12 protein-coding genes are annotated in these 16001 nt (G+C 42.1%); 2 read left to right on the top strand and 10 right to left on the bottom strand.

What is annotated here, in order from left to right; all coding sequences use genetic code 11:
• Window positions 1-11: 11 nt before the first annotated feature.
• From RUMTOR_RS11395 to RUMTOR_RS11370, 6 genes are all read right to left on the bottom strand, one after another.
• A complete protein-coding gene (locus RUMTOR_RS11395) occupies window positions 12-956 on the bottom strand; it encodes an NmrA family NAD(P)-binding protein (RefSeq protein ID WP_004848058.1) in 945 nt (314 codons plus the stop codon).
• 82 nt (window positions 957-1038) lie between these two features.
• The gene (locus tag RUMTOR_RS11390) at window positions 1039-1911 is read right to left on the bottom strand and encodes a LysR family transcriptional regulator (RefSeq protein ID WP_227070116.1); all 873 of its coding nucleotides are present in this window, start codon (window positions 1909-1911) and stop codon (window positions 1039-1041) included.
• A 336-nt stretch (window positions 1912-2247) separates the two neighbouring features.
• Complete coding sequence (locus RUMTOR_RS11385; RefSeq protein WP_004848054.1) at window positions 2248-4083, bottom strand: ABC transporter ATP-binding protein; 1836 nt, start codon at window positions 4081-4083, stop codon at window positions 2248-2250.
• Complete coding sequence (locus RUMTOR_RS11380; RefSeq protein WP_004848052.1) at window positions 4076-6400, bottom strand: ABC transporter ATP-binding protein; 2325 nt, start codon at window positions 6398-6400, stop codon at window positions 4076-4078. Before RUMTOR_RS11380 ends, RUMTOR_RS11385 begins: the two co-directional genes overlap by 8 nt.
• Window positions 6397-6852: a MarR family winged helix-turn-helix transcriptional regulator gene (locus RUMTOR_RS11375; RefSeq protein WP_004848051.1), complete on the bottom strand. Its 456-nt coding sequence runs from the start codon at window positions 6850-6852 to the stop codon at window positions 6397-6399. Before RUMTOR_RS11375 ends, RUMTOR_RS11380 begins: the two co-directional genes overlap by 4 nt.
• 136 nt (window positions 6853-6988) lie before the next feature.
• Window positions 6989-8152 (bottom strand): DUF4317 domain-containing protein, encoded by a 1164-nt coding sequence (locus RUMTOR_RS11370; RefSeq protein WP_004848049.1) that lies wholly within the window; start codon window positions 8150-8152, stop codon window positions 6989-6991.
• Window positions 8153-8483: 331 nt separating this feature from the next.
• Here RUMTOR_RS11370 and RUMTOR_RS11365 point away from each other — a divergent pair, with 331 nt between their 5' ends.
• Window positions 8484-9824 carry an MATE family efflux transporter gene (locus RUMTOR_RS11365; RefSeq protein ID WP_004848047.1) on the top strand — a complete coding sequence of 447 codons (1341 nt, stop codon included), beginning with the start codon at window positions 8484-8486 and terminating at the stop codon, window positions 9822-9824.
• A 75-nt stretch (window positions 9825-9899) separates the two neighbouring features.
• On the opposite strand, the gene pflA is transcribed toward RUMTOR_RS11365, so the two are convergent.
• The 4 genes from pflA to RUMTOR_RS11345 all read right to left on the bottom strand — a co-directional run bounded on the left by pflA (window position 9900) and on the right by RUMTOR_RS11345 (window position 15213).
• On the bottom strand, window positions 9900-10652 hold the full coding sequence (gene pflA, locus RUMTOR_RS11360) for a pyruvate formate-lyase-activating protein (protein ID WP_004848044.1): 753 nt from the start codon (window positions 10650-10652) through the stop codon (window positions 9900-9902).
• A 206-nt stretch (window positions 10653-10858) separates the two neighbouring features.
• Window positions 10859-13111, bottom strand: a complete 2253-nt coding sequence (gene pflB / locus RUMTOR_RS11355) for a formate C-acetyltransferase (protein WP_004848042.1) — start codon at window positions 13109-13111, stop codon at window positions 10859-10861.
• Between the two features lie 282 nt (window positions 13112-13393).
• A complete protein-coding gene (locus RUMTOR_RS11350) occupies window positions 13394-14725 on the bottom strand; it encodes an MATE family efflux transporter (protein WP_009320016.1) in 1332 nt (443 codons plus the stop codon).
• The gene (locus tag RUMTOR_RS11345) at window positions 14722-15213 is read right to left on the bottom strand and encodes a MarR family winged helix-turn-helix transcriptional regulator (RefSeq protein WP_004848037.1); all 492 of its coding nucleotides are present in this window, start codon (window positions 15211-15213) and stop codon (window positions 14722-14724) included. The genes RUMTOR_RS11350 and RUMTOR_RS11345 overlap by 4 nt, the downstream gene beginning before the upstream one ends.
• Window positions 15214-15503: 290 nt before the next feature.
• Between RUMTOR_RS11345 and RUMTOR_RS11340 the strand changes: the two genes are divergently transcribed.
• Entirely contained in the window at window positions 15504-15998 is a 495-nt protein-coding gene (locus RUMTOR_RS11340) for a GNAT family N-acetyltransferase (protein WP_004848035.1), read from the top strand.
• Window positions 15999-16001 lie beyond the last annotated feature (3 nt).

Genomic DNA, 16001 nt, shown 5'->3' with positions numbered 1-16001 from the left:
TTCAAAAGTATTTAATCATCTTTTGAATGTCTTGCACCGATCTGAAAATCTTCGTTATGATCGAACATATATTTCACGGTGATTGGATCATCCCCTGTCAGTTTTTTGAAATCATCAGTAAAGATATCCATTTTTCCTTCTCTGATCGCCTGCGCAAACGTCACCATTCCATCGCTTGAAAACGGAGCTTCACTGTCTTCCAGGAATACGCCGTCCGTCGTTCTTGGCACTCCCATAGCATCCCATATCTGATAATTTTCTTCATCCGTTACATTCTGGAACGTCAGATTGTTTCCTGTGGATTCATTTCCAATCTCAATAAACTGAGTAATCGTCATCAGCTCCGGTCCGTTAATATCCCAGACTTTCTGTGTAAACTCACCTGATCTGTGAAGCGCGTACGCTACAGCTTTCGCACAGTCTTTTCTTGAAATATAAGCCATTAATCCATCACCTTGTGAATTTGTAAGCGGAGTTCCCATTTTTACATAAGTAAAGTAATTTGTGACCATCGCCTCTGCATACTGTGAATTTCTCATAAACTGATAATCTAAGCCGACCTCTTTTATATAATTTTCTGTATAAATGTGGTCTTTCTTTTCAACACTAGGATTTGTCTCATCGTCTGCATTCACTAACGAAGTATAAATAATCTGTTTTACTCCTGCCGCTTTTGCCGCATCTATCGCATTTTTATGAGCTTTCTGCCTTTTCGCTCCTACAAACGGCATCGAAATAAGAGCCAGCGCATCTGCTCCTTTGAATGCCTCCGACAATCCATCTGCGTTGTTAAAGTTTGTCTGACGAGTCTCGACTCCCATATCTGCATATTTTTTGAGCGCCTCTTCACTATAACCACAAAAGATCAGATTCTCTTTCGGTTCTAAAGTAAGCAAAATTTCAGCGGCAGTTTCACCTAAATTTCCGTCAACACCTGTCAATAATAATTTACCCATCGTTTCATTTCTCCTTTGCTTTTCATACTGTAATGATAATATTTTAACAAGCAAAAAGAAACTACCTGCTTTTCTATAAAGACTATAAGTTTTTCTTATAATCTTTAAAATATGCTACAATATATTCATAAAACTGAACAACACTTTGTTTTTTATTTTCTTTTAAATAAGCCACCGCAAAATCTGCATGATGATGACTTCCTACTATTTTTACAGTGCACAGATCTTCCTCTTCCGGCACAACCTCTCTGCCTGTATATCCTATTCCTTCATCCAGTTTTATAGATATAAAATACTCCGAAAGAGAATTCACTTCTTTTACAATATTCGGTTCAAACCCATCCAATATAAACGCCTTCATAAAATCATCATAAAACTTTCTGCCCATCTGCGAAGATAACGTGATCATCGGCTCGTCTTTTACTAAAATGGGGTTGATGCTTTTATACTGACTTAATCTGTTTTTTCTGCTGCATACAATACACGTTTCCGACTGATGAATCGTTTCATAAGAAATATCCGGGTTTACAGAAAACTCTGATGACAGACCAAAAGCAATATCAATATCTCCTGCCTCCAACAGCTTTTTCCCCTCTTCAAATGTATAAACACGAACATCAAAATGCGTTTCATGCCCTTCTTTATATTCATTGATAATACGGGGAAGATATTTATTTTCAAACGGACCTGTAATCCCCACTACTATTTTCTGCGAATTCTTTTTTTGAATATAACGCGTCTGTTTCTCGATTTTCTCATATTCCTCAGATAACTGTTTGATCTTCTGATAATAATATTTACCGGCTTCCGTCAATTCAGGGCGGTATTTACTCCTGTCAAATAAACGAACTCCGACTTCTTCTTCCAGTTTAGAAATCTGCTGGCTAATGGCAGCCTGCGACAAATAGTGCTTTTTCGCCGCCTGCGAAAAGCTTCCTGTTTCTACAACTGACATAAAAAAATAAAAACTCTTTTTTAACATGTTGCCACCTCACCTGTTCCTGAGAATACTCGTTCTTTAAACTGCTTTCCTTTTTAGTATTCTTTCGTGTTATATGTGCGAAAGATCTTGCACTCAAGCTTCGGTTGTAAAAACTCAGTGCAGTTCAACTCCCATCATACCACATACAAAAATCATTTGCATCCGATCAGAACTCAACTCCACCGTCCGATCAGACCCCAGTTCGATTTCATCGCTTCACTCTTCATCTCACTGACGGGCGTCCGCCCTATGCTTAAAAAAGAGGACTCCGCACCTTGTAAGCAAGCTTACGCTGCGGAGTCCTCTTTTTTATGCGCAGGTCTGATCTGTTGATTCAAACTGTGAATTGTATAGTTCGGCGTAGAAGCCGTTTTGGGCGAGGAGTTGTGTGTGTGTTCCTTGTTCGATGATATCGCCGTCTTTCATAACGAGAATGAGATCTGCGTCTCGGATTGTCGATAATCTATGGGCGATAACGAAACTTGTTCTGCCTTTCATCAAATTATCCATTGCTTTTTGGATTCTTACTTCTGTTCTTGTATCGACGGAACTTGTCGCTTCGTCAAGAATGAGGATCTTCGGATCTGCAAGTATTGCTCTTGCGATCGTAAGAAGCTGTTTTTGTCCTTGTGAGATGTTTGTTGCTTCTTCATTGATTTCCATCTGATAGCCTCCCGGAAGTGTCTGGACGAAACGGTGAACATGTGCTGCTTTTGCTGCCTGTATAACTTCTTCCTCTGTTGCGTCGAGTTTTCCGTAACGGATGTTATCCATGATCGTTCCGTGGAAGAGCCATGTATCTTGAAGTACCATTCCGAACATTTCTCTTAGTTCGCTTCTGTTGAAGTCTCTTACGTCATGGCCGTCGATCTTGATCGAACCGCTGTTTACATCATAAAAGCGCATGAGCAGTTTGATCATCGTTGTTTTTCCGGCTCCTGTAGGACCGACGATTGCGATTTTCTGACCTTCTTTTACATTTGCAGAGAAATCGTTAATGATGATCTTTTCCGGATTGTATCCGAAATGAACATTTTCAAACTGTACATTTCCGTGAAGTCCTTCTACCGAAACAGGGTGTTCAACCGTCTGATCTTCTTCCTTTTCTTCGAGGAATTCAAACACCCGCTCCGATGATGCCGCCGCAAGCTGAAGCATGTTTGTCACCTGAGCAACTTGTTGGATCGGCTGTGTAAAGTTTCTCACATACTGAATAAATGACTGGATATCTCCGACTTCTATTGTCTTTTTAATCGCCAGAAAACCTCCGAGTATCGCTACTCCTACATAACCTAAGTTCCCTACAAACTGCATGACCGGCATCATCATTCCAGAGAAAAACTGGGATTTCCATGCAGATTCATACAATTTATCATTTGTCCGGTCAAATTCACGGATCACATCGTCTTCTTTGTTAAATGCCTTGATCACGTTGTGTCCGCTGTACACTTCCTCGACCTGACCGTTTACATTTCCGAGATATTCCTGCTGTCCGCTGAAATATTTCTGCGAATGTTTCATAACGAATGAGATCAGGCCAACGGAAATCGGCAGGATCAACAGCGCCACAACCGTCATAAGCGGACTGATCGAAAGCATCATAACGAGAACTCCTATCAGAGTCGTCACAGAAGTAATAAGCTGCGTCGCGCTTTGGTTCAAACTCTGTCCGAGAGTATCTACATCATTTGTCACACGGGAGAGCACCTCTCCGACAGGCTTCGTATCAAAATAATCCATCGGCATCCGATTGACCTTTTCCGTAATATCTTTTCTCAATCGGTACGTCGTTTTCTGTGAGATTCCGGTCATAATCATTCCCTGAATAAAGGAACAAAGCGCGCTGACTACATACAGACCGAGAGTAATAAGAAGGATCTGTCCGATTTTTCCGAAATCCATTCCCGATCCGCCCGATACTTTACTGACAAGCCCGTTAAAAATCTCTGTTGTAGCCTTACCTAATATTTTCGGTCCGACAATGTTAAATACCGTTCCGCATACTGCGAAAACAGCGACAAAAAGCATCTGCACTTTATATACGCTCATATATTTTACAAGTTTTTTAAGCGAGCCTTTAAAATCCTTTGCTTTTGCTCCTCCTCGCATTCCTCCATGAGGACCTTTCATTCCGTGCCTAGACATCGCTTCTCACCTCCTGTTCCGCTGTTTTTGCACTGATTGCTTCTTTTCTTTCTTCTGTTTTTATCGTTTCACTTTTTATATCTTCCGTTTTTCTGTCTTCACTTTGCATTCCATCTTGAAGTTCTTTTTCAGACAACTGGGATGCCGCAATCTGTTTGTAAACTTCACAGTTTCTAAGAAGCTCTTTATGTGTACCGATTCCTGCAATCTTTCCATCATCAAGTACAATGATCTGTTCTGCATTTAAAATCGTACTGATTCGCTGTGCCACGATCAGCACCGTACTTTCTTTCGTCCGCTTTTTCAAAGCTTTCCGTAGAGCAACGTCTGTCTTGAAGTCAAGCGCCGAAAAACTGTCGTCAAAAATAAACACTTCCGGTCGTTTTGCGATCGCCCTTGCGATTGAAAGTCTCTGTTTCTGGCCTCCGGACACATTCGATCCGCCCTGCGAAATAGGACTTTCATATTTGTTCGGCTTTGCTTCGATAAACTCTGTTGCCTGCGCTATCTGCGCAGCTTCTTTCATCTCCTGCCCGCCGCCTTCCGGATTCCCGAACATAATATTCGATGCGATATCACCTGAGAACAACAGTCCTTTCTGAGGAACATACCCAAGTTTATCTCTCAAATCATGCTGTGTCACTTCACGAATATCTGTTCCATCCAAACGGATACTTCCGTCCGTCACATCATAAAAACGGGGGATCAGATTGACAAGCGTTGATTTTCCGCTTCCGGTACTTCCGATAATCGCTGTCGTTTCTCCCGGTTTTGCCGTAAATGTAATATCTTCAAGAACATTTTCATCCGCACCCGGATATTTGAAAGAAACATGGTCGAATGTGAGCACACCTTTTTGTTTTTCTTCAAATTTTTTCGGTGTTTTCGGATCATGGATCACCGTCCTGCTGGACAGAACCTCATCCACACGATCTGCCGCAACAGCCGCTCTTGGAAGCATAACCGACAACATGCATATCATAAGGAATCCCATAATAATCTGCATCGTATACTGGATAAACGCCATCATATCTCCGACCTGCATCTGTCCGTCGTTGATTCCTTTTGCACCGGACCACATGATCAAAACCGAGATCCCGTTCATAATAAGCATCATGATCGGCATCATAAACGTCATCGCGCGATTTACGAACAGATTTGTTTTCATCAGATCCATATTTGCTTTGTCAAACCGCTTTTCCTCATGCTTCTCTGTACTAAACGCCCTGATCACAGGAAGTCCGGTCAATATTTCTCTCATAACAAGGTTCACTTTATCAACTAATTTCTGCAGGCTCTTAAATTTCGGCATTGCAACCGCAAACAAAACCAAAACGACTAAAGCGATCAAAACAACTGCCAGACCGATGATCCAGGACATTGAAACATTTGTCTGAAATACCTGCACAATGCCTCCGATCGCAAGAATCGGCGCATAAAGTACAATTCTAAGCAGCATCACGATAATAAACTGTACTTGTTGGATATCGTTTGTACTTCTCGTGATCAAAGACGCCGTGGAAAAATGATCGAACTCATTGCTTGAATATCCTACGACTTTCTTAAACACTCTTCCTCTTAGATCGCGTCCTGCCGCCGCTCCGACGCGGGATGCAAGAAATCCGACAAGAACGCTTGCCACCATTCCGAGAAATGCAAGACCGATCATTTTTGCTCCTGTTGAAAACAGATAGCGAAACTGCAATTCATCCATATCGATACCGAGATCTGCATAAGCTTCTTTTACATAATTTACGGCAGCCTGCTCTGTGATCGTATCAGGAAGTTCTTCCGTCTTTTTTTCTATCTCCGATACAAATGCCTGTTTCTGCTCCTGCGGCATCATTTTCAAAATATCCAAAACCGTCATATCTTCCGATATCATTTCCGGAGGAAGCTGTGCTTTCAACTGTTCTTCGATATCTGCGGTCATATCGCTTCCTGATTCAAATCCTGCCGCCATCATCATAGGCGCTGCCAGAATACCGCTTAATTTTTCCGTCCTATCCGTATCTTCTTTTACAGTATCTTTTAAGACATAAGCCTGTTCTTCATATGTTTTGTCATCCTTTTCATATGCCGACAAAACAGTTTTTCCGTCTTTTTCAGAAGTAAAAAGCAAAAGTGTCTCCATATCTTCCGCGGAAATCGCATCCGGTATATGATCTTCAACTCCGCCTTGTTGGATTCCCACATTGACGATGTCCGAAGTATATGCAGGCAAAGACAGATCACAATACGCCTGCACGATCAAAATGGCCACGATCGCAAGAAGCGCTTTCCAGTGCTCGGACGCATACTTAAATAAGTTTTTCATATCTTTTCTTTCCTTTCATATTGATCAATATTATTGTTTACATGAACTAAAAGCCTGCGAAACAATATTTTTTCTTCTACGCTCATTCCTTTAAGCAGGATCTCCTCCATTTTATCCGTCACGTCTTTTATAGATTGAATGCACGAACGTCCTTTCTCTGTAAGCGCCAACCGCATAACTCTCTGATCCGCAGGATCTGTCTGTCTTGCAATATATCCAAACTGTTCCATTTTACGGATCGATGATGTAATCGACGGAGCGGTAATATTCAACTGCTTTGCCAGATCCTTCTGCGACATAGACTCACAGTGATGAAGCGTAAGTAAAATACTTGCCTGACTTCTGTTTAGATCAAATACACTGTACATATCTTTTGCCGCAACTTTCGCCCGGTGCGACACAATTCCCAATATCCCGATCACCGGAGCATCGTTTATATCACATTGAAACATGTTATGCCTCCCTCTTACTTTTTATTTATTAGTTAGATAACTAAATAATATATTAGTAATATAACACAAAAAAGTCAACATATACATGTTGACTTCACATTTTTTTCATACTTTTTGACTAATTTTATTTAGTAGGTTAATTATATGTCTCCTGATTTTCTTCCCGTTCTTTCATTTTGATCGTCTGCACATTGATTCCGTTTACTTCTATATGATCGTCCACCGGTATCACAAGACAGCGGCGTCCGTCAATGATCCTCGTCTCAACGAGATCCGCTCTTTCCGGATTTACCTTAATAACGATGTCCGGAGTTTCAATCTGAAACTTTCTCGTCTCTGCAATATTAGATGCTAAAAGCGATGTTTTTTCTCCTGCATTTTCCGTGAAATTGCGGTCGAAACTTTCCATCTTTTCCGCCTCTACACCGCTTTGCTCAAACACTTTCTTCATATCTGTCAGATCAAGCGCCAGCGGTTCCGGTTCTTCCTTATGTTCTTCTATCAACTGATTCAGCGTTTCATGAATATTTCTGACGGTCTCATAATCTCCGTCCTCACCAAGCGTGTCTTCGATCAACATTTTAAACGTTTCTTTCTGCGTATCGGCAGACATCGGCATCTTCGTTCCGAAAAGCTGATCGATCATTCCGGGCTGTAAATCTTCTGATTTCTTCGTATAATATAGCATACTATGTAAATCCGTGCTTCGGTCATTAAAGGCAGGGAACAAAAATCCTTTATCGGGCATATCTACGATCCAGTCTCTTATCCGATCCTGAATGCAGTTGCTTTCCGCATTATAACTCAATCCTGCTTTCGACAAAGACACCGGGCAGAGACTCATAAGCAAATATTCATACACTTCGTCAGACGCGTCGAACATTTCGATCCCGTCGGAAGATTTTCCCGGAACATCATACATCGCATGGATCAAAATAATGTAATAATTCTCGGCACAGTCGTATGCCTCGATGACTTTATCATAAAACTCTTCCAAAAGCATATCATCCTGAAGCTTGCTGCTGCGAAGCTTCAAAAGAAACTCCTGCGTTCCCCCGGGCATCTCCGCATCGATCGGAAATTCCATATTCAATATATTTTTCCCGACCGTACCGGAAAGCGTCTTTTTAAAAATGTCAAAATATTTAAACGCCTCTTCTTCCGGCAATGACAAAAAAGCTTCTTTTGATTCCATCTTCTTTTCTTTCTCATGATCTACATAACACCCGCATATACGTGTAATCGCACAATTTGCCGGAGTAAACTGCTTTCTTATCTCTAATATTTCCTTCTTATTCATATTATAAACCCCTTTCCGTCATTCTTCTGTCTGTTTCTTTCGCGCCTGCTTTCATCGCATCTGTTTCTTTCGCATCTGCTTCCGTTTTGCTCATTTTCCGGCGCTATTTCCGTTTGCGCCGATCTATTATATCATACACCTGATCGGGGAATTAAAAAAGATTTGATTTTCCCTTTGTTCTATGGTACGATAGCGTCGCAAACAATAAGACCATACAAAATAGACTTTTGATAGAAAGCTTACATTTCAACGCATTTGGCTTCGCACTCTTTCTTGAAATATTTTCAGAGAAAATGCATCGTCAGATGCCTTTTTTACGGAAGGAACTTTTATGAACGCTGCAAGACAAAACGAACAATCGATCTTCCATACTTTTTTTAAATATGTATCATCAAACGTCCTCGGCATGATCGGATTTTCCTGCTATATTCTGGCCGACGTTTTTTTCATTGCAAGGGGAATCGGCGCAGACGCCCTCGCGGCGCTCAATCTGACGCTCCCTGCATACAACCTTATGAACGGGATCGGTCTGATGATCGGTATGGGCGGAGCCGCCCGCTACTCGCTTTCATCGACACGCCCGGACAGCGATACACACCGCACTGCTTTTACACATGCTCTGCTTTTGGCCGCTCTCTGCGCACTTTTCTTCTCCTTTGCGGGAGCATTTTGTTCAGAAGAGATTTCCGCCATACTCGGCGCCGATCACGACACGATCGGTTACGCCTCCGACTACATCCGCATACTGCTTCTCTTCTCCCCGCTCTTTCTCGGAAACAATCTTCTTCTTTGTTTTGTGAGAAACGACGGAGCTCCCAGACTTTCTATGGCGGGAATGCTTATCGGAAGTCTTGCCAACATTGTACTGGACTATATTTTTATCTATCCGCTTGGCATGGAAATGGCAGGAGCCGCCACTGCGACTGCAACTGCTCCTGTGATCAGTATGCTCATCATGTCTGTCCATTTTATAAAGAAAAACAACCGGTTTCATATTACAAAAATACGGCTGTCATTAAAACGCGCCGCTGATATTTGTTTCCTGGGAGTTTCCTCTCTTGTACTGGAGCTTTCCTCTGGAATCGTTATTATCGTATTCAATTTCCTGATCCTTAAGTTGAACGGAAATACAGGTGTTGCCGCCTACGGAATCCTTGCAAATATCGCCCTTGTCCTCACTTCTGTTTTTACAGGGATCGCGCAGGGCATACAGCCTATCGTCAGCAGACATGCCGATGCAAAAGGAAAGCATGTACAAAACAGTATACGAAAATATGCGCTGATCACAAGCCTTCTCCTTTCGCTTGTTTCCTACATAACGATCAGTCTTTTTTCTGTTCCTATCGCCGAAGCATTCAACAAGGCGGATGATCCTCTGTTGACAACTATCGCTTCCGGAGGCATGAGAATTTATTTTATCAACTTATTTTTTGCCGGAGTGAACATTATAGCATCTGCATTTTTATGTTCATGCGACAAACCAAAACTTGCATTTGTCATCTCTGTTTTAAGAGGCTTTATACTGATCATTCCTGCCGCATGGATTTTGTCGTCATTATTTGGATTGACAGGGATCTGGCTTACCGTTCCTGTCACCGAAGCGATTGTATGCCTGTTTTCATTCCTGTTTCTTTTTCGCGGCACACACACTCAAATAGTACAGTCAACATAAAACGCCCACTCTTTCAGGCGTATCAAAAAGTATCGGGATACAAAATTCATCTTCTGTATCCCGATACTTTCGTTTTTACTTACATTCCGCTGTACGCAGTATTTTATTTGCATTTTCAATCCGCTCTTTTGTCGGAGGATCAATCCCCTCCAACGGATACTCATATCCGAGTTCTTTCCATTTATATGCTCCGAGCGTATGATACGGAAGGACTTCGACTTTTTCCACATTACTTAGTCCGTCAATGAATTCACGGAGTTTTCCAAGCGCTCCGTCATCGTCGCTCCTCTGCGGAACAAGGACATGACGAATCCAGACAGGTTTTTTAATCTCATCCAAATATTTAGCGAAATCAAGAATATTTTCATTCGTACATCCTGTTAATATCTTATGCTGCTCATCATCGATATGTTTTATATCGAGCATCACAAGATCTGTATATTTCATCAGTTCCTGTACTTTCCCGAAAAACGGTTCTTCTCTCGTAAACGGATTTCCACTTGTATCAAGCGTTGTATGGACTCCGGCTTCCTTCGCTTTGCGGAACAATTCAATCAAGAAGTCAATCTGAAGAAGAGGCTCTCCTCCGCTTACCGTGATCCCGCCTTTATCTCCCCAGTAAGTGCGATAGCGCAGAGCTGTTTTCAGAAGCTCATCTGCCGTATACAGCGTTCCTTTCTTAAGATTCCATGTATCCGGGTTATGACAGAACTGACAGCGCATAGCGCATCCTGTCAAAAAGATCACGTATCGTACTCCCGGTCCGTCTACTGATCCAAAACTTTCAAGTGAATGAACGTATCCTTTTATTTCGTTTGCCTGTTCCATTCCGGCGTCTCCTTTTCATTTTATAAAGATTTATAAAGAAACCGGTTCTTCTGCCAAAGATCATATCTCAAGCAAAAGAACCGGACTTTCTTCATCTTATAGTCACATTTTTCTTTCTAAAGAAATCTGCAGACCTTTATTTATTGTAACAGTTCAGCCATACAGTGCAGTTTTACGAATGGCGCGGACTGAACTGTTACTATTTATTACATAGACTCGTGGCAAGTTCTTGCGATTACGTCTAACTGCTGCTCTCTTGTCAGGTCGATAAACTTAACGGCATATCCTGATACACGGATTGTAAAGTTTGCATATTCCGGTTTTTCCGGGTGCTCCATAGCGTCGATCAGTTTATCTGTACCGAATACGTTTACGTTCAGGTGGTGTGCTCCCTGATGGAAGTATCCGTCCATTACGCGGGCAAGATTTACTTTACGCTCGTCATCATCATGTCCGAGTGCATTCGGGCTGATCGTCTGTGTATTAGAGATTCCGTCAAGAGCCAGCTCGTACGGAAGTTTTGCTACAGAGTTCAGGGAAGCAAGAAGACCGTTCTTCTCTGCGCCGTAAGACGGGTTTGCTCCCGGTGACAGCGGCTCGCCTGCTTTTCTTCCATCCGGAAGAGTTCCTGTTGCTTTTCCGTAAACTACGTTTGATGTAATTGTCAGGATCGATGTTGTAGGCTCAGAATCTCTGTATGTGTGGCATTTGCTCAATTTGTGCATAAATGTCTTGAGCAGCCAGATCGCAATATCGTCTGCACGGTCGTCATCGTTACCGTATCTCGGGAAGTCTCCCTCGATCTCAAAGTCTGTTGCAAGACCGTCTTCGTCACGAATTACTTTTACTTTCGCATATTTGATTGCGCTTAAGGAGTCTACTACATGTGAGAATCCTGCGATACCTGTTGCAAATGTACGTCTTACATCTGTATCGATAAGAGCCATCTCTGCTGCTTCATAGTAGTATTTGTCATGCATGTAGTGGATCATGTTCAATGTATCAACATACAGTTTGGACAGCCACTCCATCATCTCGTCATATTTCTCCATTACTTCATCGTAATCAAGATACTCTGATGTGATTGGTCTGTAAGCCGGAGCTACTTGTACTTTTGTTTTCTCGTCAACACCGCCGTTGATCGCGTAAAGCAGGCATTTTGCAAGGTTTGCTCTTGCTCCGAAGAACTGGATCTCTTTACCTGTCTGAGTTGCGGATACACAGCAGCAGATGCTGTAGTCATCGCCCCAAACCGGACGCATAACATCATCGTTTTCGTACTGTACGGAACTTGTCTTTACAGAAATCAAAGATGTATATTTCTTGAAGTTTTCCGGAAGTCTTTCTGAGTAAAGAACTGTCAGGTTCGGCTCCGGAGACGGTCCCATGTTCTCAAGTGTGTGAAGGAAACGGAAGTCGTTCTTTGTTACCATAGAACGTCCGTCCTGTCCGAGACCACCCATTTCAAGTGTTGCCCATACCGGGTCTCCTGAGAACAGCTCGTTGTATGACGGGATTCTTGCGAATTTAACCATACGGAACTTCATAACCATGTGGTCGATCAATTCCTGAGCTTCGCTCTCTGTCAGAACACCGTTCTTCATATCTCTTTCAATATAAATATCAAGGAATGTAGAGATACGTCCGACACTCATTGCAGCTCCGTTCTGTGTCTTGATCGCCGCAAGGTATCCGAAATACAGCCACTGTACTGCTTCTTTTGCATCTTTTGCCGGCTGTGAAATATCATATCCGTAGATTGCTGCCATCTCTTTCATCTGCTGAAGTGCGCGAATCTGATCTGCGATCTCTTCACGAAGACGGAAGTCTGTTCCTTTCATGCCGTGTCTTGCATAACGCTCGAAGTCGTACTGTTTTTTCTCGATCAGGAAATCAATACCGTACAGAGCAACACGACGGTAGTCGCCTACGATACGTCCGCGTCCGTATGTATCCGGAAGTCCTGTGATGATCTTGTTGTGACGGGCTTTCTTCATCTCCGGTGTGTAGATGTCGAATACTCCCTGGTTATGTGTTTTATGATATTTTGTAAAGATCTCTTTCAATCTTTCATTCGGCTCATAACCGTAAGTTGTACAAGCCTTTACTGCCATGTTGATACCACCGTAAGGCATAAACGCTCTCTTAAGCGGTTTGTCTGTCTGAAGTCCGACAACTTTCTCCAGGTCTTTCATGCTCTCGTCGATATATCCCGGGCCGTATGCTGTAAGACCGGATACAACTTCTGTCTCCATGTCAAGAACGCCGCCTTTTGCACGTTCCTCTTTCTGCAGCTCCTGAAGTCTTCCCCACAGTTTATCTGTTGCCTCTGTAGGTCCTTCCAGGAATGATTCGTCTCCGTCATACGGTGTGTAGTTCTCCTGAATGAAATCGCGTACATCTACAGAATTTTTCCAGTTCTTTCCGGAAAATCCTGCCCACTGATCAAATTGTGCCATAATTTGAAAGCCTCCTCTGAAATCTTAATAAATTTATTCGTTTCATACCGAAGCACATCATCTGCGCTTTCGGTTCATGCAATGAGCGGTTAAACAGTCCAAATGATATCGTAATTTGTATCTCATTGCCACATGCGCTAGTATAACATCACCCGAAGGAAAAACAACCATTATAACGAGAATCCTTCTCAAAAATGCCTTTGTTCTTGATTTAGTACAATTTTGCCTGTATACGCTCTTATATTTACTATATATTGTGTTTGTTAAATCATTATCATACTTTCAGTAGCGGTACTTTTTCTTCTCCTTTATTAAAAATATAATTGTCACCGCCAAAGCCATCGTTTCTGCAGCCAAAACGGACGTCCACACTCCGTCGATACCGATAATCAGAGGAAGGAAACATACTGCCGCCACCTGAAACAAAAACGTTCTCAAAAACGAAATAGCCGCCGACACAAATCCGTTATTCAATGCCGTAAAGAAAGAAGACGCCCATATGTTGATTCCCATAATCAAGAACGAAAAAGAAAACAGGCGGAATCCGCGAACGGTCATCAAAAGAAGCTCTTTATCATAATTTACAAAAATCCTGACAAGAGGCATTGAAAGTATCTCCGCCGCTATCGTCAGTACAATTCCCGCTACAATCAAAATATTTTTACTTTTCCTGTATAAATTATGAAGCTCTGCGTCATTCCCCGCTCCGTAATGATAACTTACAATCGGAGCGCTTCCGACCGAATATCCCATAAAAACCGCAACGAAGATAAAATTCACATACATAATGACTCCAAACGCAGCCACACCGTCTGCACCTGCAAGTTTCATCAACTGAAAGTTATAAAGAATATTCACAAGAGACGTCGACAAATTCGTCACCATTTCCGACGAACCGTTCATGCATGTTTTCAGAAGAATATCTTTATACAGTTTCGTTCTCCAAGTGATCCGCAGCCCATTGCGGCTTCCTTTCGCAAAAAAGAAAAACGGCGCGATCCCTCCTACGATCTGTCCCATTCCTGTAGCGATCGCAGCTCCTGCCACTCCCCACTCAAATACTGCGATAAACAAGTAATCAAACACAACGTTCGTCAGTCCGGCCGCAATATTGATCTTCAGGCTCAAAACCGGCTCTTCCGCGGCAACGAGAAAGCTTTGAAACATATTCTGCAAAATAAACGCCGTCTGCGTCGCAAAAAGAATTCTTCCGTATACGATGCAATGTTCCAAAAGTTCGCCATCCGCTTTGAGCATCCGGGCAATTTGCGGCGTAAAGATAAAACAGATAACCGAAAAAATAACGCTGACGATAATACCGAAATAAAGAATCATCGAAAAATATTGATTCGCTTTTTCCTTCTTACCTTCCCCAAGCGTTTTTGCTACGATGGCGCTTCCGCCTGTTCCGAGCATAAATCCGATTGCTGCGATTCCCATAGATACCGGCCAGATCAGATTTGTCGCCGCAAATGGCATTTTCCCGACATAGTTTGACACAAAAAGTCCGTCTACAATACTGTACATCGACGTACAGATAAGCATAAGAACTGTTGATATTGTAAAGCGAATCAGTCTGCGGTATGTAAAGTGATCCGAAAGCTGTATGTTCATAATCTTAATTCTCCTACCTTTTGTCTGAAAATTTCCATATATTTTGCATTCAAACGTAAAAGTTTCTTTCTCTCCTCTTCTGTCATATGCATAAAAACGCCTGCCTCTGCCTCCATCACGGGAATGATCTTTTGTTTTGCCATCGCTTTTCCTTTTTCGGTCAAAACAATCTGCTTGTCATGCCCTTTGCCGCTTTCCAATACAACGCAGCCGTTTTGCACTAATTTTTTCACCGAAGAATTCACTGTCTGCCGACTGATAGAATACTGTTTTGCGATTTTCCTCTGGCAGCAACCGTCTTCAAACTCTACGATACTATACAGCACAATAAAGTCAGTGTCCGATATTCCCGCTTTTACACATATTTCATGGTAGATACTCTCCATCTCCCGATAGATCCTGTTGTTCTCTTTTAATTCTCTCGACTGCGTATAATTCATGCCAAACCCCACTTTCTGTTTTTCTTTATACATTCTTATACCTTCCATACTTTTATCCTTCCCTCCTTTCAAAAATCCGAAATCGGATTTTTCTCGTTTAATTATAATCCGATTTCAGATTAAATTCAACCATTCATCTATGATGTCTTTACCATGAGGTCCACTAAAAATAACTGTTTTTCTGTTGAGAAAGAGGAAACATTATGACATAATATTATTATAAGTCTGCCAGAACACAAAACATCTTGAACAAGAAGCGCCAAAAACATGAGAATATTTGAATAATAAAATACAAAGCAGGCGTCAGCGCTTTTTATAAGAAAGAAAGGACTTTTATTATGCGTATCCGAAAAGCAACACAACAAGATTTACATTCTATTATGCAGTTATATGAAAACGCCCGCGCATTCATGCGCGAACACGGAAACCCCGGCCAATGGGGGACGACGTATCCTCCTCAAAACATGATTGAAACAGATATCCGCTTCGGGAATTTATACGTCTGCATCGAAAAAGATACTATCGAAGCCGTTTTCTTCTATAAAGACGGCATAGATCCGACCTATCTGAAAATTTATGACGGACAATGGAAAAACGATGCTCCCTACGGCGTTGTCCACCGGATCACTTCATCCGGCAAAGTAAAGGGCGCAGCCTCTTTTTGTCTTGACTGGGCATTTTCACAATGTGGAAATTTAAAGATCGATACGCACGAAAACAATATCGTTATGCAGAATATGCTGAAGAAAAACGGATTTACTTACTGCGGACGCATCTATATAGACAATGGCGGCGAACGGCTTGCATTCCAAAAAGACTCCCCAGTACCCTGAGGA

It is taken from the genome of [Ruminococcus] torques ATCC 27756, from assembly GCF_000153925.1.
Classification (GTDB): Bacteria; Bacillota; Clostridia; order Lachnospirales; family Lachnospiraceae; genus Mediterraneibacter; species Mediterraneibacter torques.
This window is presented reverse-complemented; position numbering and strand designations above follow the sequence as displayed.

Coding starts and splice junctions, on each gene's coding strand:
- RUMTOR_RS11395 (WP_004848058.1), bottom strand. CDS start 956: ATGGGTAAATTATTATTGACAGGTGTTGACGGAAATTTAGGTGAAACT.
- RUMTOR_RS11375 (WP_004848051.1), bottom strand. CDS start 6,852: ATGTTTCAATGTGATATAAACGATGCTCCGGTGATCGGGATATTGGGA.
- pflB (WP_004848042.1), bottom strand. CDS start 13,111: ATGGCACAATTTGATCAGTGGGCAGGATTTTCCGGAAAGAACTGGAAA.
- RUMTOR_RS11380 (WP_004848052.1), bottom strand. CDS start 6,400: ATGAAAAACTTATTTAAGTATGCGTCCGAGCACTGGAAAGCGCTTCTT.
- RUMTOR_RS11370 (WP_004848049.1), bottom strand. CDS start 8,152: ATGAATAAGAAGGAAATATTAGAGATAAGAAAGCAGTTTACTCCGGCA.
- RUMTOR_RS11385 (WP_004848054.1), bottom strand. CDS start 4,083: ATGTCTAGGCACGGAATGAAAGGTCCTCATGGAGGAATGCGAGGAGGA.
- RUMTOR_RS11365 (WP_004848047.1), top strand. CDS start 8,484: ATGAACGCTGCAAGACAAAACGAACAATCGATCTTCCATACTTTTTTT.
- RUMTOR_RS11350 (WP_009320016.1), bottom strand. CDS start 14,725: ATGAACATACAGCTTTCGGATCACTTTACATACCGCAGACTGATTCGC.
- RUMTOR_RS11345 (WP_004848037.1), bottom strand. CDS start 15,213: ATGGAAGGTATAAGAATGTATAAAGAAAAACAGAAAGTGGGGTTTGGC.
- pflA (WP_004848044.1), bottom strand. CDS start 10,652: ATGGAACAGGCAAACGAAATAAAAGGATACGTTCATTCACTTGAAAGT.
- RUMTOR_RS11340 (WP_004848035.1), top strand. CDS start 15,504: ATGCGTATCCGAAAAGCAACACAACAAGATTTACATTCTATTATGCAG.
- RUMTOR_RS11390 (WP_227070116.1), bottom strand. CDS start 1,911: ATGTCAGTTGTAGAAACAGGAAGCTTTTCGCAGGCGGCGAAAAAGCAC.